The 23,332-nt window shown below is 60.0% G+C and carries 29 protein-coding genes; 26 read left to right on the top strand and 3 right to left on the bottom strand.

Going from position 1 to position 23,332, the window contains the following annotated elements:
- Positions 1 to 2 precede the first annotated feature (2 nt).
- The 25 genes from H0I86_RS09925 (at position 3) to H0I86_RS10045 (ending at position 18,818) form a co-directional block, all read left to right on the top strand.
- Positions 3 to 218: a hypothetical protein gene (locus H0I86_RS09925; RefSeq protein WP_124373714.1), complete on the top strand. Its 216-nt coding sequence runs from the start codon at positions 3 to 5 to the stop codon at positions 216 to 218.
- Positions 219 to 220: 2 nt separating this feature from the next.
- Positions 221 to 1,828 (top strand): phage portal protein, encoded by a 1,608-nt coding sequence (locus H0I86_RS09930; RefSeq protein WP_180924873.1) that lies wholly within the window; start codon positions 221 to 223, stop codon positions 1,826 to 1,828.
- Between the two features lie 2 nt (positions 1,829 to 1,830).
- The gene (locus tag H0I86_RS09935) at positions 1,831 to 3,051 is read left to right on the top strand and encodes a S49 family peptidase (RefSeq protein WP_180924874.1); all 1,221 of its coding nucleotides are present in this window, start codon (positions 1,831 to 1,833) and stop codon (positions 3,049 to 3,051) included.
- A gap of 11 nt (positions 3,052 to 3,062) precedes the next feature.
- Complete coding sequence (locus tag H0I86_RS09940) at positions 3,063 to 3,413, top strand: head decoration protein (RefSeq protein WP_180924875.1); 351 nt, start codon at positions 3,063 to 3,065, stop codon at positions 3,411 to 3,413.
- A gap of 11 nt (positions 3,414 to 3,424) precedes the next feature.
- Entirely contained in the window at positions 3,425 to 4,456 is a 1,032-nt protein-coding gene (locus H0I86_RS09945) for a major capsid protein (protein ID WP_180924876.1), read from the top strand.
- Between the two features lies 1 nt (position 4,457).
- The gene (locus H0I86_RS09950) at positions 4,458 to 4,637 is read left to right on the top strand and encodes a hypothetical protein (protein WP_009047516.1); all 180 of its coding nucleotides are present in this window, start codon (positions 4,458 to 4,460) and stop codon (positions 4,635 to 4,637) included.
- Between the two features lie 2 nt (positions 4,638 to 4,639).
- Positions 4,640 to 4,960, top strand: a complete 321-nt coding sequence (locus tag H0I86_RS09955) for a head-tail joining protein (protein ID WP_180924877.1) — start codon at positions 4,640 to 4,642, stop codon at positions 4,958 to 4,960.
- On the top strand, positions 4,957 to 5,619 hold the full coding sequence (locus H0I86_RS09960) for a hypothetical protein (RefSeq protein WP_180924878.1): 663 nt from the start codon (positions 4,957 to 4,959) through the stop codon (positions 5,617 to 5,619). Before H0I86_RS09955 ends, H0I86_RS09960 begins: the two co-directional genes overlap by 4 nt.
- Positions 5,612 to 6,145: a hypothetical protein gene (locus H0I86_RS09965; RefSeq protein ID WP_180924879.1), complete on the top strand. Its 534-nt coding sequence runs from the start codon at positions 5,612 to 5,614 to the stop codon at positions 6,143 to 6,145. Before H0I86_RS09960 ends, H0I86_RS09965 begins: the two co-directional genes overlap by 8 nt.
- Positions 6,142 to 6,723 (top strand): phage baseplate assembly protein V, encoded by a 582-nt coding sequence (locus tag H0I86_RS09970; RefSeq protein ID WP_180924880.1) that lies wholly within the window; start codon positions 6,142 to 6,144, stop codon positions 6,721 to 6,723. Before H0I86_RS09965 ends, H0I86_RS09970 begins: the two co-directional genes overlap by 4 nt.
- A 43-nt stretch (positions 6,724 to 6,766) precedes the next feature.
- Positions 6,767 to 6,982 carry a hypothetical protein gene (locus tag H0I86_RS09975; RefSeq protein WP_041983216.1) on the top strand — a complete coding sequence of 72 codons (216 nt, stop codon included), beginning with the start codon at positions 6,767 to 6,769 and terminating at the stop codon, positions 6,980 to 6,982.
- A 2-nt stretch (positions 6,983 to 6,984) separates the two neighbouring features.
- A complete protein-coding gene (locus H0I86_RS09980) occupies positions 6,985 to 7,311 on the top strand; it encodes a GPW/gp25 family protein (RefSeq protein ID WP_009047523.1) in 327 nt (108 codons plus the stop codon).
- Positions 7,308 to 8,189 (top strand): baseplate assembly protein, encoded by an 882-nt coding sequence (locus H0I86_RS09985; RefSeq protein WP_180924881.1) that lies wholly within the window; start codon positions 7,308 to 7,310, stop codon positions 8,187 to 8,189. Before H0I86_RS09980 ends, H0I86_RS09985 begins: the two co-directional genes overlap by 4 nt.
- Before the next feature lies 1 nt (position 8,190).
- Positions 8,191 to 8,799, top strand: coding sequence for a phage tail protein I (locus H0I86_RS09990; RefSeq protein WP_180924882.1), 609 nt, complete (start codon positions 8,191 to 8,193; stop codon positions 8,797 to 8,799).
- On the top strand, positions 8,792 to 10,339 hold the full coding sequence (locus H0I86_RS09995; RefSeq protein ID WP_180924883.1) for a phage tail protein: 1,548 nt from the start codon (positions 8,792 to 8,794) through the stop codon (positions 10,337 to 10,339). Before H0I86_RS09990 ends, H0I86_RS09995 begins: the two co-directional genes overlap by 8 nt.
- 11 nt (positions 10,340 to 10,350) lie before the next feature.
- A complete protein-coding gene (locus tag H0I86_RS10000; protein ID WP_180924884.1) occupies positions 10,351 to 10,776 on the top strand; it encodes a tail fiber assembly protein in 426 nt (141 codons plus the stop codon).
- 98 nt (positions 10,777 to 10,874) lie between these two features.
- Positions 10,875 to 12,041: a phage tail sheath subtilisin-like domain-containing protein gene (locus H0I86_RS10005; RefSeq protein WP_180924885.1), complete on the top strand. Its 1,167-nt coding sequence runs from the start codon at positions 10,875 to 10,877 to the stop codon at positions 12,039 to 12,041.
- 12 nt (positions 12,042 to 12,053) lie between these two features.
- A complete protein-coding gene (locus tag H0I86_RS10010) occupies positions 12,054 to 12,563 on the top strand; it encodes a phage major tail tube protein (RefSeq protein ID WP_009047528.1) in 510 nt (169 codons plus the stop codon).
- A gap of 27 nt (positions 12,564 to 12,590) precedes the next feature.
- On the top strand, positions 12,591 to 12,887 hold the full coding sequence (locus tag H0I86_RS10015; RefSeq protein WP_009047529.1) for a phage tail assembly protein: 297 nt from the start codon (positions 12,591 to 12,593) through the stop codon (positions 12,885 to 12,887).
- A 131-nt stretch (positions 12,888 to 13,018) separates the two neighbouring features.
- Positions 13,019 to 15,556, top strand: a complete 2,538-nt coding sequence (locus tag H0I86_RS10020) for a phage tail tape measure protein (protein WP_180924886.1) — start codon at positions 13,019 to 13,021, stop codon at positions 15,554 to 15,556.
- Between the two features lie 9 nt (positions 15,557 to 15,565).
- Positions 15,566 to 16,411 carry a phage tail protein gene (locus H0I86_RS10025; RefSeq protein ID WP_180924887.1) on the top strand — a complete coding sequence of 282 codons (846 nt, stop codon included), beginning with the start codon at positions 15,566 to 15,568 and terminating at the stop codon, positions 16,409 to 16,411.
- Entirely contained in the window at positions 16,386 to 16,592 is a 207-nt protein-coding gene (locus tag H0I86_RS10030; protein ID WP_180924888.1) for a tail protein X, read from the top strand. The genes H0I86_RS10025 and H0I86_RS10030 overlap by 26 nt, the downstream gene beginning before the upstream one ends.
- A gap of 56 nt (positions 16,593 to 16,648) precedes the next feature.
- The gene (locus H0I86_RS10035; protein WP_180924889.1) at positions 16,649 to 17,701 is read left to right on the top strand and encodes a phage late control D family protein; all 1,053 of its coding nucleotides are present in this window, start codon (positions 16,649 to 16,651) and stop codon (positions 17,699 to 17,701) included.
- 23 nt (positions 17,702 to 17,724) lie between these two features.
- Positions 17,725 to 18,276 (top strand): glycoside hydrolase family 19 protein, encoded by a 552-nt coding sequence (locus H0I86_RS10040; RefSeq protein ID WP_180924890.1) that lies wholly within the window; start codon positions 17,725 to 17,727, stop codon positions 18,274 to 18,276.
- Positions 18,276 to 18,818: a lysis system spanin subunit gene (locus H0I86_RS10045; RefSeq protein ID WP_124301740.1), complete on the top strand. Its 543-nt coding sequence runs from the start codon at positions 18,276 to 18,278 to the stop codon at positions 18,816 to 18,818. The genes H0I86_RS10040 and H0I86_RS10045 overlap by 1 nt, the downstream gene beginning before the upstream one ends.
- A gap of 59 nt (positions 18,819 to 18,877) precedes the next feature.
- Here H0I86_RS10045 and H0I86_RS10050 read toward each other — a convergent pair whose 3' ends face one another.
- Positions 18,878 to 19,312, bottom strand: a complete 435-nt coding sequence (locus H0I86_RS10050; RefSeq protein WP_180924891.1) for a hypothetical protein — start codon at positions 19,310 to 19,312, stop codon at positions 18,878 to 18,880.
- A gap of 133 nt (positions 19,313 to 19,445) precedes the next feature.
- Positions 19,446 to 21,017 carry a GmrSD restriction endonuclease domain-containing protein gene (locus tag H0I86_RS10055; protein WP_124301738.1) on the bottom strand — a complete coding sequence of 524 codons (1,572 nt, stop codon included), beginning with the start codon at positions 21,015 to 21,017 and terminating at the stop codon, positions 19,446 to 19,448.
- A 305-nt stretch (positions 21,018 to 21,322) separates the two neighbouring features.
- Here H0I86_RS10055 and H0I86_RS10060 point away from each other — a divergent pair, with 305 nt between their 5' ends.
- The gene (locus tag H0I86_RS10060) at positions 21,323 to 21,511 is read left to right on the top strand and encodes a hypothetical protein (protein WP_180924892.1); all 189 of its coding nucleotides are present in this window, start codon (positions 21,323 to 21,325) and stop codon (positions 21,509 to 21,511) included.
- Positions 21,512 to 21,701: 190 nt separating this feature from the next.
- Here H0I86_RS10060 and H0I86_RS10065 read toward each other — a convergent pair whose 3' ends face one another.
- Positions 21,702 to 23,081 carry a Shedu anti-phage system protein SduA domain-containing protein gene (locus tag H0I86_RS10065; protein ID WP_180924893.1) on the bottom strand — a complete coding sequence of 460 codons (1,380 nt, stop codon included), beginning with the start codon at positions 23,079 to 23,081 and terminating at the stop codon, positions 21,702 to 21,704.
- Positions 23,082 to 23,332 lie beyond the last annotated feature (251 nt).

Raw genomic sequence — 23,332 nt, forward strand, 5'->3', positions numbered from 1 at the left:
CCATGACAGATGCACAACAACGCCTTGCCGAAGTCCGGGCGGCGATCTCACGCGTCCTGAAGAACGGCCAGCGGCTGCGTCGGCAGGATCGCGAGGTCCAGCTGGCCGAGCTCAACAGCTTGCGCTTGCTGGAGAAACAGTACGCCGAGGAGGTTGCCGCAGAGCAGGCCCTGCTTCAGGGCCGGGGCCGTAACCGCATTTCCTACGTGGGGATCTGACCATGTGGCCGTTCCGAAAACAGGAGTCGGCTGCCGAGCAGTTGATGACCGAAGCGATCCGCGTGGCCAGGGCATCGGTCGATGGACAACAGATCGTCGCCCAGGGCGGCGGCGGTGGGGTTGAAACCCGTTGGCGCGGCGCGTCGCGGGTATTGCGCAGCGTAGCCAGCTGGCTGCCTGGCCTCGGCAGTCCGCGGCGCGACTTCAATCAGAGCGAGCGCCGCATGCTGGTGGCGCGCTCGCGTGATGCCATGCGTAACCACCTGGTGGCTCGCGCGGCAATCACCCGGCTACGCACCAACGTCGTGGGCACGGGGCTGGTCTGTCGCGCCCAGGTCGACCATGAAGCGCTGGGCCTGACCGAAGAGGAGGCCGAACAGCTCAACGCTAAGCTGGACCGGTTGTGGTCGCTGTATGCCGATGACCCGAGGGAGTGCGACGCCGAAGCGACGCTCAACCATTACCAGCTGCAAGCCCTGGTGCTGGTGTCGTCGATGGTGGCGGGAGATGTGTTCGTGGCCAGCCCGGACCAAGAGCGCCCCGGTTGCATCTTCAGTACGCGGCTGCAGCTGATCGAGTCCGACCGTGTCGGCAACCCGAACGGCGGCATGGACCGCACGGACTTGGTGGAAGGGGTCGAGTTCGACGGGCTGGGTTCGCCTGTGGCGTACCATGTGTGTTCCGGCTACCCCGGCGAGCATTTGGCGGGTAAGGCGCTGTATTGGGAGCGGTTGACCGTGTTCGGCGCTGAGACTGGGCGGCGTCGTGTGCTACACGTCATGGCCGACAAGGAGCGGCCTGGACAGAAGCGCGGCGTACCGTACCTGTCCCCGGTGCTGGAGCCGCTGCAGAAGCTGGAGCGCTACAGCAGCGCCGAGCTGATGGCGGCGGTGATCTCGGCGATGTTCACCGTGTTCATCAAGAAGAGCAATGACTTCAACACCGGCAACCTGCCGATGTCGGCTCTGACTGAAGAACAGCCCGGAGGTGATGACAGCTCTGACGGCACGCTGGCTCTGGGTGAAGGCGCCATCGTGGATCTCGGCGTGGGTGAGGAACCGATGGTGGCCAACCCCGGCCGCCCAAACGCCCAGTTCGACCCGTTCTTCACCGCGGTGGTGAAGGAAATCGGCGCGGCACTGGAGCTGCCGCTGGAAGAGCTGCTGTTGCACTACAGCAGCAGTTACAGCGCTGCCCGTGCTGCGATGCTCCAGGCCTGGCGCTTCTACAGCTTGCGCCGCTGGTGGCTGGCCTGCGACTTCTGCCAGCCGAGCCGCGAGCTGGTCATCGATGAGGCCGTGGCCAGGGGGTTGATCGACCTGCCCGGATACAACATTCCGGCCAGGCGCAAAGCCTATTGCCAAGCCATCTGGATTGGCCCGGCCCGTGGCGCCATCGATGAGCTCAAGGAAGCCAACGCTGCCGGCAAGCGCATTGAGATCGGCGTGAGCAACGAGACCCTGGAAACGGCGGCCATGACCGGTGAGCCCTGGCAGCAGGTCATTCGTCAGCGAACCCGCGAAGTCACCTATCGCCGTACACACAACATGCAGGCCCTGCCCAAGAGCGGGCTCGAAACCCCGCCCGACCCCAACCCCGAAGAGGAATAGAGATGCCTCGAGCACTTGAGCTGGCTGCCTCGCAGCCCTGGCTGATGCTGCCCGACGCGCTGGACAACTTGCTGACCATCTCCGACCGCATGGGCGATCCGGTGGCGCTGGCGACCAAGCGCGGCGAGCAGCTGGAGGACACCCGCAAGGTGACCATGCGCAACGGCGTGGCAGTGGTGCCCATCGTTGGGCCGATCTTCCGCTACGCAAACCTGTTCACCGAGATCAGCGGTGCGACCAGTACGCAGATCCTGGCCACGGACATTCAGCGAGCGCTGGATGACCCCAAGGTCAGGTCGATCGTACTCAACATCGACAGCCCTGGTGGCGTGGCGTCGGGTATCAACGAGCTGGCGGAGATGATCTATGCCGGCCGCGCTCGCAAACGCATCGTCGCGTACATCGGCGGTATCGGTGCCAGCGCGGCCTATTGGATTGCCTCGGCTGCCAGCGAAATTGTCATCGACGAGGCCAGCCTGGCCGGCAGCATCGGCGTCGTTGTTGAGGCGGTAGTCGAGAACGAGAAGGTGAGCGGGCGGACCCGTTACCAGATCGTTAGCCGCAATGCCCCCAACAAGCGCCCGGACCTCAACACCGAGGAGGGCCGGGCGAAGCTGGGCGAGACCATCGACGCCCTGGGCGAAGTCTTCGTGGGCAAGGTTGCCCGCAACCTCGGCGTGGCTGCCGAGAAGGTGCCCGAGATGGGCGATCACGGCGGGATCCGCGTCGGTGCCGACGCCGTCAAGCACGGCCTGGCCCATCGCGTGGGCTCGCTCGAATCCCTGATCACTGAACTGGCCAAGCCGGCCCTCAACTCCCCAAGGATACACACCATGACCACCGTCACTACCACGGCAGAACTGCGCACGGCGATTGCAGCTGGCACCGACCCCAACACCATCGAGATCGCTCAGGCGGCCCAGCCTGACACCGCGGCGATCCGCACCGAGGCTGCCACCGCCGAGCGTGAGCGCATCAAGGGCATCAACGCCCTGGCCGCCAAAGGCTTCGAGAAGGAAGTCGGGGCGGCCATCGACGATGGCAGCTCTGTAGAAGCCACCGCCCTGGTGCTGTTCAAAGCGGCCCAGGACCGCGGTATCTCGCTGGCTGCCATCAAGGGCGATGCCCAAGGCGTCACCAGCACTTCCCCATCCACTGACAGTAAGCAAGCTGACCGCAAAGCCGCTGTCAGCGCCATTGTGGCCGGCGCGTCGCGCCGCTGAAGGAGAGTTTCATGAGCAACCCCGAACGCAATACCTACCTGCCGAGCCAGCTCTCGGCGGGCGACTTCCCCATCGTGATGGACACCGGCGTTATTGCAGCTGGCCAGAAGCTGGCCCGCGGTGCGGTGCTGGGCCAGGTCACCACCACCAGTGAGTACCTGCTGTGCAAGGCCGCTGCCGAGGACGGCTCGCAGACGCCCGCGGTGATCCTCGACCAGGACGTCGACACCACCGACGGCGCCAAGAGCGCGCCGATCCGTCTGACCGGCCAGGTGCTGGGCAGCCAACTCACCTTTGGCGAGGGCCTGACCCTGGCCGCTGCGAAGGCCGCTCTGCGTCCTCTCTGCCTCTTCATTCGTTGATCGGAGCACCCATGACTGACATTTTCGACACCCTGACCATGCTGGAAGCCGTCGAACAGATGGCGACGCCGCGGCGCTTCCTCATGAACACCTTCTTCAACGGCGGCGCTCCCGAGACCTTCGGCACTGAAACGGTCTCCATCGACATCGTGAAGGGTCAGCGCAAGATGGCGCCGTTCGTACACCCGACCCTGCCAGGCAGTGTGTCGCAGCGTTCCGGCATCAATTCTTCGACCTATAAGCCGCCGTACATTCAGCCGAAGCGCGAAACCCGTGCAGAGTTGATCCTGAAGCGCGGGGCGGGCGAGACCCCGTTCTCGACACGCACTCCGCTTGAGCGGGCCGGTGAGCTGCTCGGCCGCGACCTGGTAGACCTCGATAACGAGATCACTCGCCGCGAGGAGTGGATGTGCGCCCAAGCGCTGACTACCGGACGTATCCGGGTAGTCGGCGACGGTGTGGATGACACCATCGACTTCCTTATGGAAGACACCCACAAGGTCACGCTGGCCACCGGTCGCTGGAACACCGAGGGCTCTGACCCGATCGCCAATATGCGCCAGTGGCGCCGTCTGATCGCCAAGGATTCCGGTCGATCGGCAAACGTGGCGGTGTTGAGCGCCGAGGCGCAGGACGCCTTCCAGAGCAACAAGACGGTGCTGGCACAACTGAACAGCCGGCGCGTGGACATGGGCATGATCAAGCCTGAAGAACTGCCGGACGGGGTGACCTACCTCGGTTACCTCAACGATCCGGGCATCGATCTGTACGTCTACGACGAGTGGTACCTGGACGCAGCCGATACCGAACAGCCGGTGATTCCAGCTGGCGGCTTGATTCTGGGTTCTACCTCGACCCGCAACGCCATGCTCTACGCGGCCATTCAGGATCTGGAAGCCATCGAGAGCGGTCTGGTCGAAGCGGCGCGCTTCCCCAAGAGTTGGGTCACCCAGGAGCCGAGCGTGCGTTGGTTGAAGCTCCAGTCGGCTCCTCTGGCCGGCATGCTGGAACCGAATGCTTTCCTCTACGCGAAGGTGGTGTGACATGGCTGCGAAAACGGAATACGTAGTGGTGGACGGTTGTCTTCAGGACGGCGCCAAGGTGATCCGCCAGGGTGAGGTCTACGACCCGCCCAGTAAGGAGGTCGCCGATCTGTTGGTGAGCGAAGGCAAGATCGCTCGCCGTGGCCAGTTGCCGAAGGATGCTCAGGAAGGCGGTGACTGACCGTGGCCTTCCGTGATCAGGTGGTGGGCATGGATGCTGCGCTATTGGAAGAGCTGGGTGATGAGGTCGAGATCGAGGGTTTCGACGAGCCGGTGAAGGGGTTCATGTCCGTGCCGTGGCAGCAGCCCAAGGTCGGCACGATCAACACCGGCCTTCGTCAACCTGTCTTCTCTGTGCGTGTGGGTGACGCCGCGGGTATCAAGGAAGGTCAGCAGCTGGTCTGCGATCTTGCGCCTGCGGATGGCGGTGGACGATACATCATCGCCAAGCGTGACCCGGACGGCACGGGCTGGATCAATTTCGCTTTGCGGGAGGTTCGATGAATGTTGGCAGCTATCACAAGCAGTCCTCCGACACCGGCCTGATAACGCTGCAGGCGAACCCTCGACAAGTGAAGGGGTTCGAGCAGTTTGCCGGGTTGGTACCCAAGGCCGTCAGCGCAGCCCAGCGCCGGGCCATCAACAAGACCTTGCGCTGGTTGCGCACCCATGTCGCTCGTTCGGTAGGCCAGCAGGAGCGCATTGCCATCGCGGCGGTGCGGCAGCGCCTGCGGGCCTACACGGTGGGCAGCAATGGACAGGGCAGACTCTGGTTCGGCCTCAACCCGATCGAGGCCAGCCGTGCTGGCCGGGCCAGGCAGACCCGCGCCGGTGTCTCGGTGGCGGGGCGTCGATACCAGGGCGCGTTCTATCGGCAGGTCTACGGCGGCACGCCGGATATCTGGATCCGCACGGCCAGCAAGCACTTCAGAGCCAGTGACTATCCCGAGAGCGAGGTTTCGAAAGCGGGTGGTGCCAGCTCGGGCTGGATCGCCGAGAACGACAGTCGTTTCCCGCTGGCCAAGGCCAAGATCTCGCTCGAGGAGGTGAGGCCTCACTTCGAGTCATGGACGAACAAGGCGCACCAGCGGTTGCTGGTGGTGATGGAGCAGGAGCTGAATTTCGAGATGCACAAACTCTCACGGAGAACTGGTAATGGCTGATGATCCGATCCCTCTGGCGAGGGTGTACGCCGCGATGGAGGAGGCCATAGCTCAGGCCATTCCTGGCCTGCATTACGTGGGCACGATGCCAGGGATGCTTCAAAGCATCGCCGTCCCTGGGATTGTTCTGGAGCTTTCCGGGTTCGAGCCCGCTGACCATGACCCAGGCACGGGCGAAGTGGCGATCGAGGCGCGTTTCGAGGCACGGGCGATTGTCGGTGCCGAGCATGACGATCATCTGCACGTCGCGGCGTATATCGCTGCTCAGTTGGCGGTGCTGTTGCGTATGCAGACCTGGGGGCTTGAGGTTGAGCCGGCCCAGCTTGTGCGTGCTGAGCCAGACTGGAGCAGGCCAGAACTGGATGGTCTGGCTGCGTGGGTGGTCGAGTGGACCCAGGTCATCTACCTCGGTACGGAAGAGTGGCCATGGCCCAATCAGCCACCGGGCTCGCTTGTCTGGGGTTTTGCTCCCGACACCGGCCCAGGCAGTGAAGGCAGTTACCTGCCACCGGAGGCCATGGAGTGAGCTTCGCATCGGCAATGCACGACCGCATGCTGGCCGGTCTGGTGATCCCCTGTCGGGTAGTCGCGGTCGATCTCGCCGCCGGCATGGTCCGAGTCTCGGACGGCGGCGACTGGACCAGCGCCTGGGTGCGTTGGCACAGCCAGGCAGCGGGTAAGGCACGTCACTGGCGGGCACCGAGCCTGGACGAGCAGGGTGCCCTGATCAGCCCGAGCGGCGATCCCGCTCAGGGCACCTTCGTGCCGGGGCTGTACGGCAACGCCGGTGCCCAGCCGGACAACCGCGACCACGTCGAGACCTGGCGCTTCGACGATGGCGGCTCGCTGATCTACGACTGGAAGGCCAAGAGCTACACCATTCAGTTGCCCAGCGGCACGGTGAGCGTTCGGGTGGGCGCCTCGCAGGCGGTACTGACGGACGCTGCCATCACGGCCAAGTCCAGCAGCATCAGCGCGCAGGCCGACACAATCACATTGACCGGCCAAGTGACGATCAACGGTCCGCTCACGGTGACGGGCGACATCAACGGAGGTGGCCGGATCATCGACACCGCCGGCAACACGGCAAATCACAAACACTGACCAGAGCCCGCCCAGCGCGGGCTTTTTTATGCCTGGAGGTTCCATGGCCAAGACACAAAAAGAAGCCGGTGAGGTTGTCGAGCCCTTACCGCAATCCAGCAAGGCAGTCACCTTCATCGACCAGGAGTACTCTCGGCGCACGCTGGTCCTGCCCGATTGGCTGGTGCTCGAGGTTGTACAGGGGCAGGTCACCCTCGCGGGCGATGATGCCCCTGGCCTGGCCTACATGCGCAACCGGCCCGACTTCAAGGAGGCCTGACTGTGATCGGTATGGATCGTCGAACGGGGCAGCCGGTCTCCGGCCTGGCGCACCTGCGGCAGTCCATTGAGGACATTCTCGGTACCACGGTCGGCAGCCGGCGGATGCGTCCGGAGTACGGGTGCCAGTTACGCCGCTACGTGGACTTGCCGGTGAATGAGGGCTGGAAGAGCGCGGTACAGGCCGAGGTCGCCCGGGCTCTGGGCCGGTGGGAGCCGCGGCTACGGCTGGAGCGCGTGCGCGTTGTGGCCGTTGTCGATGGGCAGATCAGCTTGCAGCTGACCGGCGAGTACCTGGGTGACAGCGCAGTGATGGAGGTGAGTGTATGAGCGCAGTGGACTTATCGCAGCTCCCGCCGCCGCAGGTGTTGGAAGGCCTGAATTTCGAAAGGTTGTACGAAGAGGAGCTGCAGCGGTTCCGCGAGTACATGGGGGACAAGTGGGATGCGTTTCTCGAGAGTGACCCGATTACCAAACTCCTCGAGCTGAGCGCGTTCCGCCGGATGCAGAACCGTGCGCGGGTCAACGATGCTGCGAAGTCTCTGCTACTGGCCTATGCAACGAAGGCCGATCTCGACCAGCTGGCCGCCAATGTGAACCTGCAGCGGCTGGTGGTGCAGGCTGAGGACTTGAACGTGGTGCCTCCGGTGGAACAGGTTCTCGAGGCCGACGATGCTCTGCGGGAGCGCGTGCAGTTGGTCTATGAGGGCCTGACCACCGCCGGCCCGCGAAACAGCTACATCCTGCATGCGCGCAATGCTTCGGGGCGTGTGGCAGACGCCACGGCAGAGAGCCCGGCCCCGGCCGAAGTGGTCGTCACCGTGCTGGATCTGGAAGGCACGGGACTGGCTTCTCCGGATTTGCTGGAGGCGGTGCGGGTGTATTTGAGTGATGACGATGTGCGCCCAGTAGCCGACCGGCTCACTGTTCGGGCTGCTGAGATCCTGCCGTACCGGGTGGACGCTGTTGTGTACATGTCGGGCACTGGGCCTGAGAACGAAGCCATCCTGGCTGAATGCAAGGAGCGCCTCGAGGCCTGGGTGAATCCCCGGCGCCGGTTGGGGCAAGAGGTGGCGCGGTCAGGGGTGGATGCCCAGTTGCACATTGCCGGCGTCCGCCGGGTGGAGCTGATGGGTTGGTCGGATATCCGCCCGACCAAAGCACAAGCGGCCTGGTGCGAAAGCGTCAGCGTGACGCGGGGTAGCTGACATGAAAAGTCTGCTGCCGTTGAACAGCACCCTGCTGGAGCGGGGCATTGAAGTCGCCACGGAAGAAGTGACCGAGATCCCGCTTCGAACGCTGTACAACCCCGACACCTGCCCGGTTCATCTGTTGCCGTACCTTGCCTGGGCCTGGTCGGTTGACAGGTGGGAGCCGAGCTGGAGCGAGCCGGTCAAGCGCGCGGCGATCAAGGCCTCGTATTACATCCATGCGCACAAAGGCACCATCGGGGCTCTGCGGCGTGTGGTCGAGCCGCTGGGTTACCTGATCGAAATCATCGAGTGGTTCAACACCGTGCCCGAAGGTGTGCCTGGAACCTTTGCGCTCAAGGTCGGTGTGCTTGAGACCGGGATCACCGAAGAAATGTATCAGGAGCTGGAGCGCCTGATCGATGACGCCAAGCCCGTCGGCAGGCACCTAACGGGACTTGCAATCAGCCTTGAAACTCAAGGGGCTTTGAACATCAGTGTCGCTGTGTACGAAGGCGACGAAATCGACGTTTACCCGCCCGTCATGCGTGACATTGAAGTCACCGGCGCTTTCGGCGTGGTCGGACGCGAACACTCCATAGACACCCTGGACGTTTATTATGATTGATGCGAATTCGCAGTTTTTCGCCATCCTCACGAACGTAGGCATGGCCAAACAGGCGAACGCCGACGCGCTCGGCATTCCCTGGAAAATTACAGATATGGGGGTAGGGGATGCCAACGATACCGACCCGATCCCCAATGCAGCGCAAACACGGCTGATTAACGAATGGCGCCGGCGACCGCTGAATCAGCTCAGGGTTGACCCGGTCAACCCGGCAGTGATCATCGCCGAGCAGATTATCCCGGCGGACGAAGGCGGGCACTGGATTCGCGAAATCGGTCTGTATGACGCTGACGGGGATCTGGTAGCGGTGGCCAACTGTGCGCCGAGCTTCAAGCCTGTGCTGTCGCAGGGCTCTGGCCGTACTCAAGTCGTGCGGATGAACTTTATCGTTTCCAGCACTGGCAATATCACGCTGAAGATTGACCCGGCCGTGGTGCTGGCGACTCGCGAGTATGTCGATCAGCGGATCCTGGAAGAGCTGTACAAGCTCGACAGCAAGCAGTCTGTCCGGGTGGCCACCACAGTCAACATCGCGCTGGCTGGGCTTCAGACCATCGACGGCATCGCCCTGGTGGCGGGCGACCGGGTACTGGTGAAGAGCCAGGCCGTGGCCAAGGATAACGGACTGTATGTTGCGGCGGCGGGGGCCTGGGCTCGGGCGGCGGATGCTGACGCCAGTTCCAAGGTTACTTCGGCCCTGATTGTATCTGTCGAGCAGGGTACGACCCTGGCCGACACGCGCTGGCAGCTGGTGACAGACGGGGCGATCGTCCTCGGCTCGACGGCCCTGGTGTTTCAGAACATCACTCAAGGTTTTGCGCCGCTCAACTCTCCGGCTTTTCAGGGTACGCCGACTACTCCCACACCGCCGCAGTTCGATAGCAGTCAGCGGTCTGCAACTTCGGAGTTTGTGCAGCGGTCATTGGGCAGTAAAGCTGGCGTGAGAATTATTGATGCAAGCGTCGCGCTAACGGCGGCTGATGCTGGCTTCGTGATTCTCGCAAATATTTTAGCTTCTAATGGCGTGATAACTCTTCCAGCATTTTCAACGGTGCGGCCCGGTGTTTCGTTTTACATACAGTGCGGTGCTGCAACGAATGCAATTACCGTAAAGGCGCCTGCTGGGATGGCTTTTGGTGCTCCCTTGGCGGGGGCTGATCCGAGTTCTGTCACGATCCAGCCGGGTTCGGCGATCGAATTTATCTATTTGTCTGCATCGACAATCCTGGCAACAAATGGCGCCGGCATTGCTCAGCTAACAAATTTTGGATTCCAGAAGATGCCGGGCGGCTTGGTTTTTCAATGGGGTCTCGGAACAGCTAATGCGTCTGGTACTGTGCTTGTTACGTTCCCTATCCAGTTCCCAAACGCGTGCCGTCGAGTGCTGACAACACCGAGGAACCAAGGGGCGTACAACGCGACAGCAAGTGTCGGCGATTACACCGCTCAAAACGCTACGTTCTATACAACGCTGTCGCCGTCAGGCCAGGCCGGTGTCGCCCAGGCCCTTTCTTTTGAATGGTTCGCCATCGGCTATTAAAGGGGGAATTTATGTTCGCATCAAAATCCACTCGCAGTTTTTTTGACGTGTCTATTCATGCTTCTATGCCAGATGACGTTGTAGAAATTTCTGCTGATGAACACGCTGCGCTGGGGGCTGGGCAGGCGGAAGGCAAGGTTATTGACTGGGGCGATGATGGGCGCCCGGTGCTTGCTGATCCGCCTCCGCCATCCCCGGAGTTTCTCGCGGCAGTTGAACGAGACTGGCGTGATGTGCAGTTAGCAGAAACGGATGGTGTTGTTTCGCGTCATCGCGACGAGATTGAAGAGGGTGTCGCAACCACGCTTTCAGCAGGCCAGTACGCTGCGCTTCAGGCGTATCGCCGGGCACTTCGCAACTGGCCGGAAGCGGGCGAATTCCCGTTGATCGAACATCGCCCGCCTGCGCCTGAATGGCTGGCTGACCAGCTCCAATAAACGCCCCGCACTGACGGGGCGTTTTCATTTCCGCCATTTGAAATTATCACCCACCCAAGCCTCGCTCATGCGGGGCTTTTTCGTATCTGGAGACTCTAATGAGTGGCTTCTTTCACGGCGTTACCGTAACGAACGTCGATACCGGAGCGCGCACCATCGCGCTGCCGTCGTCATCGATCATTGGCTTGGTCGACACCTTCACCCCTGGCGCGGATGCCACCGCCAAGGTCAATGACCTGGTGCTGATCACCAACGAGCGCGAGGCGGTTGCCGCGTTCGGTTTGAATTCGGACATCACCAAGGCCTGTCGCGCTATCTATACCCGCGCCAAAGCGGTCATCGTCGCCTGTGGCGTGGCCAAGATGGAGAGCGATGCCGAACAGGCTTCGGCGATCATCGGCGGTGTGCTGGCCGACGGCAGGCGTACCGGTATGCAGGCGTTGCTCGACGGTAAGAGCCGCTTCAACGCCCAGCCGCGGTTGCTGGTGACACCGAAGTACAGCGCAACACAAGCCGTGGGCACCGCGCTGGTGGCCTTGGCCGACAAGCTGCGCGGCCTCGCTATCCTCGACGGCCCGAACACCACCGACGAAGCGGTCATCGCTTATGCCGGCGAGTTCGGCGCCAGGCGGGGCTTTCTGGTCGATCCTGGTGTGCAGTACTGGGACACGGACACCAGCGCGACCGTCAACGCGCCCAGCTCGGCCTATGTCGCCGGCCTGTTCGCCTGGACCGACAGTGAGTACGGCTTCTGGGCTTCACCCTCGAACAAAGAGTTTGTCGGCATCACTGGTACAACGCGTCCGGTCGAGTTTCTCGACGGTGACGAGACGTGCCGGGCGAACCTGCTGAACAACGCCAACGTGACCACGATCATTCGCGACGACGGCTACCGCCTGTGGGGCAACCGCACGCTGTCGAGTGATCCGAAGTGGGCCTTCGTCACTCGCGTGCGGACCATGGACATCGTCATGGACGCGATTCTCTACGGCCACAAATGGGCCGTCGACCGCTCGATCACTGCCACCTACGTCAAGGACGTCACCGAGGGTCTGCAGGCCTTTATGCGCGACCTGAAGAACCAGGGCGCGATCATCAACTTCGAGGTCTTCGCAGACCCCGAGCTGAACACGGCCAGCCAACTGGGGCAGGGCAAGGTGTACTGGAACATCCGCTTTACCGACGTCCCGCCTGCTGAAAACCCAAACTTCCGCGTCGAGGTCACCGACCAGTGGCTGACCGAAGTACTCGACACCGCCGCATAAGGAGCGAACCCGATGGCAATGATTCCCGAAACGTTGGCCAACCTGAACCTGTTCGTCGATGGCGTCAGTTTCCAAGGCGACGTGCCCAGCCTGACCCTACCCAAGCTCACCCTGAAGATGGAAGAGCATCGGCCCGGTGGCATGGACATGCCGGTGGAGCTGGACCAGGGCATGGAAAAGCAGGAGGCCGGCTTCACCACCACCGGCGTGCGCCGCGAATCGCTGAAGTTCTTCGGCCTGGCTGATGGCACCGCCTTCAACGGCACTTTCCGCGGGGCCTACAAGGGCCTCAAGGGAAAGATCACACCGGTCATCGTCACCCTGCGCGGGGCGTTGAAAGAGGTCGACATGGGCGACTGGAAGCCAGGTGACAAGGCCGAGATCAAGCACAACGTCGCAGTGACCTACTACAAGCTCGAGGTCGACGGACGCGTGGTCTACGAGATCGATGCTCTGGGCATGAAGCGGGTCATCAACGGTGTCGACCAGCTCGCCGCGCAACGCCAGGCCCTGGGCCTGTAACCCCTCACAGATAAGGACAACACTTCCATGACCAAGAAAATCCCCGCTTTCCTGCAGGTCGACGTCGACCGTGTAGCCGTCAAATTGAGCAAGCCGAGCGAGTGCAACGGTGTCACGGTCGACACGCTGACCCTGCGGGCGCCGACTGTTCGAGATATCAGGGCTGCCCAGCTCACCGCCGATGGTGATGATGAGCAGCGTGAACTGAATCTGTTCGCCTCGCTGGCCGAAGTCAGTGTGAAGGATCTCGAAGGCTTGGCTCTGAAGGACTACACCCGTCTACAGGCCGGCTATTTTCGTCTGGTGCAAGACGACGAGCTTTGACCCGCAGACCCAGAAGCAGCTGGCCAAACGGCTGGCTGCGGAGCTGGGCTTCTCGGCGGCAGAGATCTCGGTGATGTCCTGGATGGACATCGTCTGGTGGCTCACGGATTGAGCCTGCAGGAGGGTAGCGCATGGCAAAGCTGGCGATAGCGCTGGAAATCGGCGGTGCCGTTGCAGCATCGCTTGGTGCGGCATTCGGCACTGCCCAGGGGCATATCAAGAAGCTCGAGGACAAGGGCAACCGGGCCAAGGTGTTGAAGAACACCATCGGCGAAACGATCAAGCTCAGGGACGAATGGAAGAAGGCCCATGACAGCGGGTCGGCAGCGGCATCTGGTCTGCTGCGTCGCCTGGAGGGCAATCTCGATGCCCTGAAGAAACAGGGTGTCGAGGTCGGGCGCCTTGCCCGGGAGTACCAGCGCCTTGGGCGTGAAGCGAAGGCAGCAGATCTGCAGCAGAAGGGACGGCAGCAGATCGATGCGGGCAAGTCTTCGCTGAAGTCAAACATCGGCGCCGCGGTTGTCGGCGTTGGCATGGCCGCGGTCCCGACGAAGATCAGCGCGGATTACCAGGCCGTGATCCGTGACATTGCGATCAAGGCCGACGTGGCCAACAAGCCCGAGGAGGCCCAGCTGACCAGGACGGTCATCGATACGGCCAAGGATACGGGCATGTCGCGCAACGACGTTGCTGACTTGGTTAACCAACTCGTCGGTGCCGGTATGGAGCTGGACAAGGCGCTGGTCTATGCCCCTACCGCAGCCAAGTTCGCGGTCGGGCAGGGCGCCAGTGGCGTGGATACGGCATCGATGATCATGGCGCTGCAGCAGAACGCCAAGATCACCGACCCCAAGGTCATGCAGCAGGCGCTCGAGGCCATCGCGTACCAGGGCCAGGCGGGTAGCTTTGAGGCCAGTGACATGGCTCGCTGGTTTCCGCAACTGTTGGCCGGCATGGAGAAGAGCGGCAGCACAGGGCTAGAGGCGGTGACGTCTCTGGGTTCGATGCTTCAGGTGCAGATGAAAACTGCCGGCAGCTCGGATGAGGCGGCGAACAACTTCAAAAACTGGATCGAGAAGATTGGGTCTGGTGAGGTAGTCGATGCCTACAAAAAGGCTGGCATCGACTACCAGGCCTCGCTGAACACCGGCATCCAGAAGGGCATGTCGACGATTGAGTCGTCGATGTCCCTGGCACTGAAGTATGTCGAAGCCACGGACCCGGCCAAGGCGAAAAAGATCAAGGATGCCCAAGCCGGAATCAGCAATGAAGCTGACCCGGAGAAGGCCAGGGCTGCCTTGGATGCGCTGGAGAAGTCCCTGCGTACCGGGGACTTGTTCGCGGACATGCAGGTCAAGGCGGCGCTCACGGCCTACGCGCAGAATAGGGGCCTGTATACCCAGCTCAAGAACGACTCGACCAAGGCCACCGGGATTCTGGATAAGAACCTGGCTGAGCGGCGCGAGACATCGTCGCAGATCTGGAAAGAGACACTGCAGTCGATCGATGACGGCATGCGCAGCGTCGGTAACGCTATCCGCCCGGTGACGGACAAACTCGGGCTGGGCATCAAGTTTGTGGCACGCAAACTGACGGAGCTGTCGGACAAGGCGCCGGGCGTAGTGATGGGCATTGCCAGCATCACTGCTGGTATCGGTGCGCTGATCACCCTGTACAGCACGGCGAAGATCGGGCGCGGCGTCTTGAATGTGGCGCGCGGTCGGCGGATGGGGCGCGGTGCTGGAGGTGGTCTTCCGGAGACTGGCAACAAGGCGGTGGATGCTGGCCTCGGTGTACTGGGGAAAGTGTTTGGTGGAGCTGCTGCAAACGATGCAGGAGGCGTGCTCGGCAATGAGCCGCAGCGAGTCTTCGTCGTCAATGCCAGGGATCTCGGCGGGCTAGGCTCGTCGGCAGGAGCTCCAGAGCCAGGCGGAAGGCGTCGCCGTCGGCGCCGACGAGGTCGTGTCGGTGGCGCGGCTGTATCGGCTGCGGTGAGCATGGCTCCGGCCTCGACGCAGGTCGGGCGGATGGGGCGGGTGCTAGGCGCCGCCGGCAAGGCTTCAAAGTTCGTTGGGAAGCTGCCGGGCGGGAAAGTGTTCGATGCCGGCATGACCTTTGTCGACACGGCCCTCAACGCGAAAACCCAGGACGAGAAAGCCGAAGGCTACGGCACCGCGGCGGGCGGTTTGGCCGGTGCCCTGGCTGGCGGTGCTGTAGGGGCGGCGATTGGCTCGGTCGTACCGATCATTGGTACCGCCATCGGGGGTGCCATTGGTGCGGCCTTCGGCGGTATGGGCGGGGAGGGCATAGGTGGTTGGCTCGGCAAGAAGCTGTTCGGCGAGGACGAGCAGTTGGCCAAGGCCGACAAGGACAAGGGCGCGGCGCCTGGTGACGTGGCTCGCTCGATTGCAGCTGCAGCGCCGGCACCGACAGCTCCGGCAGTCGCCCAGGCGCTCGAGCAGGCCAAGCCCAAGTCTGAACCGCCCAAAGTCGATCAGCAGTTCTCCTACATGCCGAATATGCCGATCACCGTTCAAGGTGATGCCAAGGATCCGCAACAGTTGTTCCGCTCGCTCGAAGGGCTCATCCGCAATAGCTGGGATACCTGGTCGCGGGAGAACCTCGCACGGAAGGCGGCTGGTCAATTGTTCGATGAACCCCATGTCTAAGGAGGTCCTATGGCCTACAGCGAGTCAATGCAGTCGACGCTGTCGTCGTTGATTGCCGCGGGGGAGGCTGGCCGTACCAGCCTTGACGGCATGCTCGGGCCGCTGACCGGTGCGGTGAGCGATATGACGGGTGCTGCTGCCGAGTTGGAGGGCTTGCCGATCATTGGCCCGGCCCTTGGCCAGAAGCTGCAGCGCACCATGCGGGCGATCAGCGCAGCCCAATCCAACGTAGGGCGGGTGGCTTCCACCTACAGCCAGGTGGTCAGTGGCGCCGCGGCGGTGCAAGACCGTCTCGGCTTGCTGAAAGAACAGGCCGGCAAGGCGTCGGCGGCAATCAACCGGATGGCCGGCCAGGTTAGTCCGTCGTTGGCCAACATCCTGCCGACTAGCGCGCTCGCATCGCTGGCGACGCCGGCGGCCGAGGCGATCAAGCCCTTCCCACATCTGCTGATCCTGCAGCCGCTCGATGCCAAGTTGCAGCCGTATTACTTCAATCTGGACACCGCTGCGTTCGACGAGCTGCGACGGCAAACGGCAGCGCGCTGGGCCGGCCAGGAACGCCTGACGCGGGATATCGCGCAACAGGCGGTGGGGCAGGGCGAGGACAAGATGACGTTGAAGGGGGTGATCTATCCCGGCTTCAAGGGGGGGATCAAGCAGTTGGACACCCTTCGCGCTATCGCTCGCCGGCTGCAACCGGTCAGCCTGGTCACTGGTTACGGTGACGTACTCGGCACCTGGTGCCTGCTGAGCGTCGATGAAGAGCAGGGCGCGCTGTTGGCTGGCGGCATCCCACGCAAACAGGGTTTCTCACTGGAGTTCGTGAAGTATGGCAACGACATGCAGAACGTCTGAGGGGGATCTGCTCGACACCCTGTGCTACCACCACTACGGGCACCTTAACGGCACGGTCGAGTTGGTGCTGCAGGAGAATCCGGGTCTGGCCGATGAGCCGCAGCCCTACCGCACCGGGGTGGTGATCGTGCTGCCCGACCTTGCTGCGCCATCGATCGAAACCATCGAGCTGTGGGGGTAACCCCCAGCCCTCAACGAGCCCCGCCCAGTGCGGGGCTCTTTCATTCTGGAGTGCATATGCAACCCACCTTTCGCATCGTCGCTGATGGCGCGGACATCACGGCGCTGATCAATGACCGGTTGTTGCTGCTGAGAACAACCGACAAGCCGGGGATGGACTCCGACGAGTTCGAGCTGCGGATCGATGACCGTGATGCCGCGGTCGCCTTGCCCGCTCGAGGCGCGCGGATCGAGGTCTACCTGGGTTATGCGGGGCAGGCGCTGGCTCGCCTCGGGCGGTACACCGTCGACGAGATCGAAGTCTCTGGGCCGCCGCGCGAGATGGTCATCCGGGGCAAGGCCAGTGACATGCGCGGCAGCGGTAAGACCACGCGCAGCGGCAGCTGGGAGGGCGTGCCGCTGTCGCAGATCGTCCGCGACATTGCGGCCCGCAACGGCTGGGCACCGGCCTGCCCCGTGCAGACAAAGGTCGACCGAGTCGACCAGCGTAACGAGTCGGACTTCAACTTCATCACCCGCCTGACCAAGCAGTACGACTGCACCGCGAAAGTCGCGGACGGCAAGCTGCTGGTCCTGCCCCGTGAAGCCAGTCAGGGTGCCAGCGGCAAGACCTTTGGGGTGGTCACTATCGCGCCGGCGGACGTGAGCCGGTGGCAGTTCCGCCTCGGGGATCGCAGCGCACAGAAGTCCGTGAAGACCCAGCACCAGGACAAGAAGACCGGGAAGTTGGTGGTGGTCGAGCTGGGTAATGACGACGCCCCCTCGGGGCTGCCGGGCGTGCACACCGATCGACACATCTACCCGAACAAGTCAGCAGCTGAGCAGGCGGCCAAAGCCAAGCTCGCGGCGTTCAACCGCACCACTGCCAGTGTGCGCTTGCAGATGCCCGGGCGCACCGACCTGTTCGCCGAGCGCTTGATCAATGCCCAGGGGTTCAAGCAGGGGCTGGATGGCCAGTACCTGGTCGACAGCGTCGAGCAGACCTTCGATGCCTCCGGCTGGTCGACCGCGGTGGAGTGCAACGGTGGCAAGAAGGGCAAGGCGAAGGCCAAGGGCAAGAAAAAGAAATCCGACAAGCCACTGAAGGTGGTCGATGTGAAACCGGCCTGAGTGGCCACAGCAGGAGATTCAAGATGACTGTCACTCTCAAGCAACTGCAACAGATCCTCCCCAACGCCGGCACCCAAGCCGGCGTTTTTCTTCCCGTACTGAACGCGTCGATGGTGAAGTGGGGCATCGTCACCCCGCTGCGCAAGCGTGCGTTCCTGGCTCAGGTCGGCCATGAGTCTGGCCAGCTGCGCTACGTCCGCGAGCTGGGCGGCGATCAGTACCTGGCCAAGTACGACACCGGCAAGCTCGCGGCGCGGCTGGGCAACACGCTCGAGGCCGACGGCGACGGCCAAAAGTATCGCGGCCGTGGCCTGATTCAAGTGACCGGTCGTGCCAACTACCAGCGTTGCGGCGAAGCGTTGGGCCTCGATCTGCTCAACCATCCCGAGTTACTCGAGCGTCCGGAGCATGCTGCCGACTCGGCTGGTTGGTTCTGGCACCTGGCCGGCCTCAACTCGCTGGCCGACAAGGGGCCGTCGGCGTTCGAGGCCATCACCCGGCGGATCAACGGCGGACTCAACGGGCTGGATGACCGCATGGCGATCTACAAGCGTGCCGAGCAGGTGCTGATCTGATGTCCCTGGACTGGAGATGGGGCGTGCTGGCCCTGGTGTTCGGCGCTGCAGTTGGTGCGCGCCTCGCGTGGTTGTGGCAGGCCGATGAACTGGAAAGGCAAGCGGCAGGGTATGAGCAACAGGTTGCGGCAAAAGACCTGGCGCACAGTCGAGAGCGTGAGGGTGCTGCAGAGGCGGCGCTCGGCCAGCTGGACGTTCAGCAGAAGGCCCGGCGCGCGCTGGAAGATCGCCTGCAGACGCAGGACCAAACCCACTGGAAGGAGATGAACGATGCTCAACAAGCCCAGGCTCGTTTACGTGATCGGCTGGCTACTGCTGATCTGCGGCTGTCAGTCCTACTCGACGCCGGATCCGTTGCCACCTCGAGTTGTGACGGTGGGATGCGAGCGCCCGCCGGCACCGGAGGCCTGGTGGATGGAGCCCTACGTGCCCAACTTGACCCAGCGCATGCTCGACGAATTGTCGGAATCACCGGAGAAGGCGACCAAGGATTGATCGCGTTAGCGGCGTGTCAGGCTTATGTTAGAGCTCTGTCCAACTGACTCAGTTAAAGGTCTGGAGGCTGAATAAGGGGAGTGGCCATCCTCGCTGCAAAGTGCGCTCAATCACTTGTGATGGTCGTGCTGGTCACTTTACCATCTGAAAAACCAACGGCAACTCCAGGGCACGGAACGTCACTTTGAGTGCAGCGATAGATCGCTGTTTTTCCAATATCTTCCCCCTTGGAGTTTTTTTGGATGATGATCTTGTATCGATCTAATCCATATGCTGCATAGGCCAGACACTCTGGATCGCCTGCTTGCACGTTTGCCCTAATGGCCCGCTGGGCTTGTTCGATTGTGAGTGCTCGAGATGTGACCAGGCGCTGCATCACGCTTGGATCTTGCATCCCTTTCTTAACCCGATAGACGCCGCAGGTTGCGTATGCATTTTCATTGGTGCTGTTTGTCCAGCCGCTTTCGTAGGCGCTGGATGGTTGGTTCGAGCATGCCATCAGTTGTGAAAGAAGCAATAATGCCAGTAATTTCTTGATCATAAAGGAAGCATCCTAAGCTAGCTTCGCTCGGCACTGACGAATTAAAAAAGGCGCTCAACTTCGATAAACATAGGTTGAGCGCATTCTTTTGTTAATGCTCGAACGCAGTTAAAGTAACTATCTGAACGTCTTGTTACGGATGTGTGCCGTTTTTGATAAGGTTTCTTGCGGCCGTTGTTAATAACTCAGCCCTTGCATTAATAAAGTCTGCATAGGGCCTATCGCCATTGTGAAAACCTTCTGGAATCAGCGCGGCCTCAAAGACTATCGCTTTAATCGCCTCGTTGATTTCTCCAAAGTACGCATCTGGGGCTTTGTCGGATATGGTTCGGTTGTCGGAGGAATTAAGTAAGCAGATGTTTGCTATGATATTTGACTCGTGGAACCCAATGCCCTGCCCAAGTAAGTACGATTTTGGATAAATGTGATGGAATTCGCGAGAGTTGTAAGATGCTAGAGTTGTCCCGAGTTCGATGTTCTGACCGTTCAGAAAACTCTTGGGCTGAAGTTGGGCCAGTAAGCAGATTGTAGTTTTTGCAGCCGTGGTATTGATGCGCCAAGACTTCTTGAAAAGGTTGCTTTCAATTTTATCATCTAAGTCATCGAAGGGGGTTTCGTTATTAGAAAGCTTTTCCATCTTATCAATGTCTGCCAAGACCTGCTTGTTGGTGCCGGCCTTGTATCTTTGCGTGAAGGCGCAATGCCAAAACCACTTTTTGAGGCCGATAACTTGCAGTGCATTGGGCTTCAGTGTACGAGAGAAGAAGGTGACGAGAGGTACGAGCATAATTGGGAATGGGATGAACACGAAGTTCTTGATGTGAAGCTGTTTTTCAAGAAAGTCGGTGCAGCAGAACATAGCCTGTTTGAGTTTTGACATCCCTTCAATTAGCTGCTCGGCCGGCACGTCCACCAGTTCGTCGGCGTCAATTCTGTTAAGAGTGATGGTTGCTAGGCATCGCATAAGCAGTGATTCTTCAATCTGCTCGAAACCTTTATCGGCGAGCGTATCTAGAAGCTGTTCGATTTCGTTCCGGAGGTCAAACTGCTCAGACCAGGTCCAGGCGGCGAGTAACTCTAGTGTGCTAAGACTAGTACCTGAAGAGTTGATTCTCTGGAAAACGCGGCAAACTTCTTGGTTCGTGCGGTCTTTTATTGTTACTACTGGAAATTCATAGTCTTTGAAGCGCTCTGTGAGTTCGGCAATTGTTTTGCCTTCCTCTTGACCAAATCTTGCCAGCTCTGGGAGTAGTTTGGTTGTGTCGAGGATGTTTCGAAGATTAATCGAATTGTTAGGGGCTATGGATGTGTGGATGAATTCGCCTGTTGAAGGGAGGAACGAAACATTAAAACGTGCTGCGAGCTCAGGGTCGGCAGTATCAGTGTCAGAGTTGAACACGCCGTAAAGAGTTGTTAAACGCTGCTGTCCGTCTAGAACATAGTTGACGGGATAATCTTCGGGTGTTATCGGAAGTTTAAACCCCCCGACATCTCGCTCATGATTAAGCTTTTCTTTAGTAGACCATAACAGTAGCGAGCCGACTGGATAGCCACGGTAAATGGAGTCCAACAGGCTCATAATCTGCTCATCGGACCAAACATACTCTCGCTGGAAGACGGGAATTTTGATGTTGCCGCGTGCCACATCTGAAAGGAGCGACGATAGGCGGGGGTTGGTTGGGGCAATTTTATGGGTAGCAGCCATGAGAGGTCCTTCGATGATGGCGCATGGAGGTTGCTGGCAAGATAATGGCAAGTGTGGAGGTGTGCAACCTACTGTAGGGGTAAATATGCGAGTAAAACGGAGCAGCGGTTAGGGCAAATTTAGGGCATAACTGGGGCCTAAATAGGCCGCGACAGCCCACAAGTACTGCTTTTTGACCCAGCAAATACAGGTCTATCGCGGCCTGCCGAGTCCTTCGGTCGGGTTCGAATCCCTATCTCTGGCTGTCGAATCAGGCTAGCTATAGTGGATGTCGGAGGCGACAGAATGAAAAAGATCTGACGAACATGATCCTGCTCGACGATCCGCTAATGCATAAAACGATCGAGGCGATACATCGGTACCATGATGCACAAGCATTGGACAGCACTGCTCAGGAAGTGGAGCGTCTTCGCGTCTTGGCCGAGTCACTCTTTAAAGCGATAGCGGACTTCAATCTGCAAACTTTAGGGCACCCTGCGGAAAGCTGGCACTAGATTTAGGCGTGGGGCAAACCGGTCGCCAATCTATGCCAATCCATTGCCGATTACAGTGTGCATACGCGGACGTAAAAAAGCCCCTTAAACCAAGCATTCGTGGGGTTGAGGGGCTTTACTGTTAATACGAGATCACAATCAGGATATGAATGCCTTGCTGAAACGATGTGATGACCCGAGAGCGCAGGTATCAGTATCCTGCTTGCTCTGGGGGCAATCCCGAAAGCATGGTATAGGCGGTAATTGCCCGCTCCAAGAGATCGTCAAAGGTTAGGAATTCATCGATGTTGAACTGCTCCATCATCAGTCCCATGTAATCTCGTGCATCGGATACGCTTTTAAAATGCTGCTGAGTAAAGCGGCTCATAATAACGGAAGTCTTGCATTTTGATTGGATGCCTGGATAGCGCGATGCAACAAGTTGGTAATGGGTTTTTATATAATGTTTCCACTCGGCTGTTTGGAAGACGGCTTGGCCAACCTCAGCTCTGGGTTGTCCCTGCGTCGTGGCGATTTGTTTTGAGGGGCGTTCGATTTCGATCATTTTGTAAGATTGATCGGGATATCGGATTATGAAGTCTGGCTGAAGCTTTGTCTTTCCGATGGGGGAAGTCTGGCCGTGAGGATAGCTAAGCTCAGGCTTGCTTTCGCAAGAGCCGTAAACGTCCAGTAACACAGGGTGCTTTTCTAAGATTTCGTGAAATACAGATTCAATGCCCTCAGGCTGAAATCTCAACGCATCTCCAAGGTCGCTGATAGCGGTTTTTAAAGAATCAAGCCGGTTATTATAGGACTCAAGCCATTGCGGTTCGCCGCCGAATGACATCGTGCCTCCGCCGGGTTCACGCCCAGCTGCAGCCAAGGCTGAACCGATATCTCGGCGGAGATCCTGCTGAACGCGCAGATTTATCAAACGTGTATCCCACGCAGATTCATCGGCATGACTATACACCTCAATATGCTCAAAAAACCTTCTATTGTTTAGATCTGCGGGAAAGAATCCTAAGTTTTTAAGTATGTGCGGGCTTCCAAAATCCACCGTGCCGTCATGAAAGTTTGGGTCAAGGATGGAGCCGAAGGCCCCAAAGGTCAGTATATTAACTACTTTTTTAAAGGGCGAGTTAATCTGCTTGAGATTAAGTTTTAAATCAAGCTCGTCGTTTGCGATTGTCAGTTCTTTTTCGATGTTTTGAATTCGACCGCGCCATATGCATGAGGCTAGAGGAACTTTGGTTACTATCCTGTAAATCCCAATAGGTTTTCCAAGAAGTTGGTGGTCGTTTAAGAATTTGGTAACTGCATTTGGGGTCTTGCTCGGCTCATAATCGACTTTAAGAGCCGGTCCGCCAGCAATGTACCATTGGTGTGAGGGTTCGTTTTCAACGGATATCACAACTCCGTCTTGCGCTACGTAAACCTGAAGATTCGTAGCGTCTAGGTAGGCGGATCTCACTAATTTTGGATAGCCAGGTCCTTCTGGTTGCGGTGCGGTGGCCTTGGCGTAAGCGCTACGATACTTCCGTGTATACGCGAAGATGAATTCGGCAACTTGCTCTATTGTGACTGACATGCGCTGTAGCCTCCTGAGTGACGTTCCCTAACCTCTAGCGCTTCGTATGTTTTGCTTGTACAGGGTATGCGGGACACGCAAGCCTGGCCACCTTGTCTCAAAAAGTGATGGTTCGTCGGCGGCGGATTTGATGGGGGGTCGCCAGCCATCAGTAGGTCCACTGCTAGAAGCTTGGTACAAAGTTGGTATAGACCTCGGGTGTCGAACTTGTAGGCCTTGTATGTCGGGGTCTCTATAGAAACTATGCCCAA

Origin of the sequence: Pseudomonas chlororaphis subsp. aurantiaca (genome assembly GCF_013466605.1) — a bacterium.
Lineage (GTDB): Bacteria > Pseudomonadota > Gammaproteobacteria > Pseudomonadales > Pseudomonadaceae > Aquipseudomonas > Aquipseudomonas chlororaphis_I.

Coding starts and splice junctions, on each gene's coding strand:
- H0I86_RS10005 (WP_180924885.1), top strand. CDS start 10,875: ATGAGTGGCTTCTTTCACGGCGTTACCGTAACGAACGTCGATACCGGA.
- H0I86_RS10065 (WP_180924893.1), bottom strand. CDS start 23,081: ATGTCAGTCACAATAGAGCAAGTTGCCGAATTCATCTTCGCGTATACA.
- H0I86_RS10050 (WP_180924891.1), bottom strand. CDS start 19,312: ATGATCAAGAAATTACTGGCATTATTGCTTCTTTCACAACTGATGGCA.
- H0I86_RS09960 (WP_180924878.1), top strand. CDS start 4,957: ATGAATGTTGGCAGCTATCACAAGCAGTCCTCCGACACCGGCCTGATA.
- H0I86_RS09990 (WP_180924882.1), top strand. CDS start 8,191: ATGAAAAGTCTGCTGCCGTTGAACAGCACCCTGCTGGAGCGGGGCATT.
- H0I86_RS10015 (WP_009047529.1), top strand. CDS start 12,591: ATGACCAAGAAAATCCCCGCTTTCCTGCAGGTCGACGTCGACCGTGTA.
- H0I86_RS10045 (WP_124301740.1), top strand. CDS start 18,276: ATGTCCCTGGACTGGAGATGGGGCGTGCTGGCCCTGGTGTTCGGCGCT.
- H0I86_RS09945 (WP_180924876.1), top strand. CDS start 3,425: ATGACTGACATTTTCGACACCCTGACCATGCTGGAAGCCGTCGAACAG.
- H0I86_RS09950 (WP_009047516.1), top strand. CDS start 4,458: ATGGCTGCGAAAACGGAATACGTAGTGGTGGACGGTTGTCTTCAGGAC.
- H0I86_RS09930 (WP_180924873.1), top strand. CDS start 221: ATGTGGCCGTTCCGAAAACAGGAGTCGGCTGCCGAGCAGTTGATGACC.
- H0I86_RS10010 (WP_009047528.1), top strand. CDS start 12,054: ATGGCAATGATTCCCGAAACGTTGGCCAACCTGAACCTGTTCGTCGAT.
- H0I86_RS10060 (WP_180924892.1), top strand. CDS start 21,323: ATGATCCTGCTCGACGATCCGCTAATGCATAAAACGATCGAGGCGATA.
- H0I86_RS10020 (WP_180924886.1), top strand. CDS start 13,019: ATGGCAAAGCTGGCGATAGCGCTGGAAATCGGCGGTGCCGTTGCAGCA.
- H0I86_RS10040 (WP_180924890.1), top strand. CDS start 17,725: ATGACTGTCACTCTCAAGCAACTGCAACAGATCCTCCCCAACGCCGGC.
- H0I86_RS10000 (WP_180924884.1), top strand. CDS start 10,351: ATGTTCGCATCAAAATCCACTCGCAGTTTTTTTGACGTGTCTATTCAT.
- H0I86_RS09995 (WP_180924883.1), top strand. CDS start 8,792: ATGATTGATGCGAATTCGCAGTTTTTCGCCATCCTCACGAACGTAGGC.
- H0I86_RS10025 (WP_180924887.1), top strand. CDS start 15,566: ATGGCCTACAGCGAGTCAATGCAGTCGACGCTGTCGTCGTTGATTGCC.
- H0I86_RS10055 (WP_124301738.1), bottom strand. CDS start 21,017: ATGGCTGCTACCCATAAAATTGCCCCAACCAACCCCCGCCTATCGTCG.
- H0I86_RS09925 (WP_124373714.1), top strand. CDS start 3: ATGACAGATGCACAACAACGCCTTGCCGAAGTCCGGGCGGCGATCTCA.
- H0I86_RS09965 (WP_180924879.1), top strand. CDS start 5,612: ATGGCTGATGATCCGATCCCTCTGGCGAGGGTGTACGCCGCGATGGAG.
- H0I86_RS09975 (WP_041983216.1), top strand. CDS start 6,767: ATGGCCAAGACACAAAAAGAAGCCGGTGAGGTTGTCGAGCCCTTACCG.
- H0I86_RS09940 (WP_180924875.1), top strand. CDS start 3,063: ATGAGCAACCCCGAACGCAATACCTACCTGCCGAGCCAGCTCTCGGCG.
- H0I86_RS10030 (WP_180924888.1), top strand. CDS start 16,386: ATGGCAACGACATGCAGAACGTCTGAGGGGGATCTGCTCGACACCCTG.
- H0I86_RS10035 (WP_180924889.1), top strand. CDS start 16,649: ATGCAACCCACCTTTCGCATCGTCGCTGATGGCGCGGACATCACGGCG.
- H0I86_RS09985 (WP_180924881.1), top strand. CDS start 7,308: ATGAGCGCAGTGGACTTATCGCAGCTCCCGCCGCCGCAGGTGTTGGAA.
- H0I86_RS09935 (WP_180924874.1), top strand. CDS start 1,831: ATGCCTCGAGCACTTGAGCTGGCTGCCTCGCAGCCCTGGCTGATGCTG.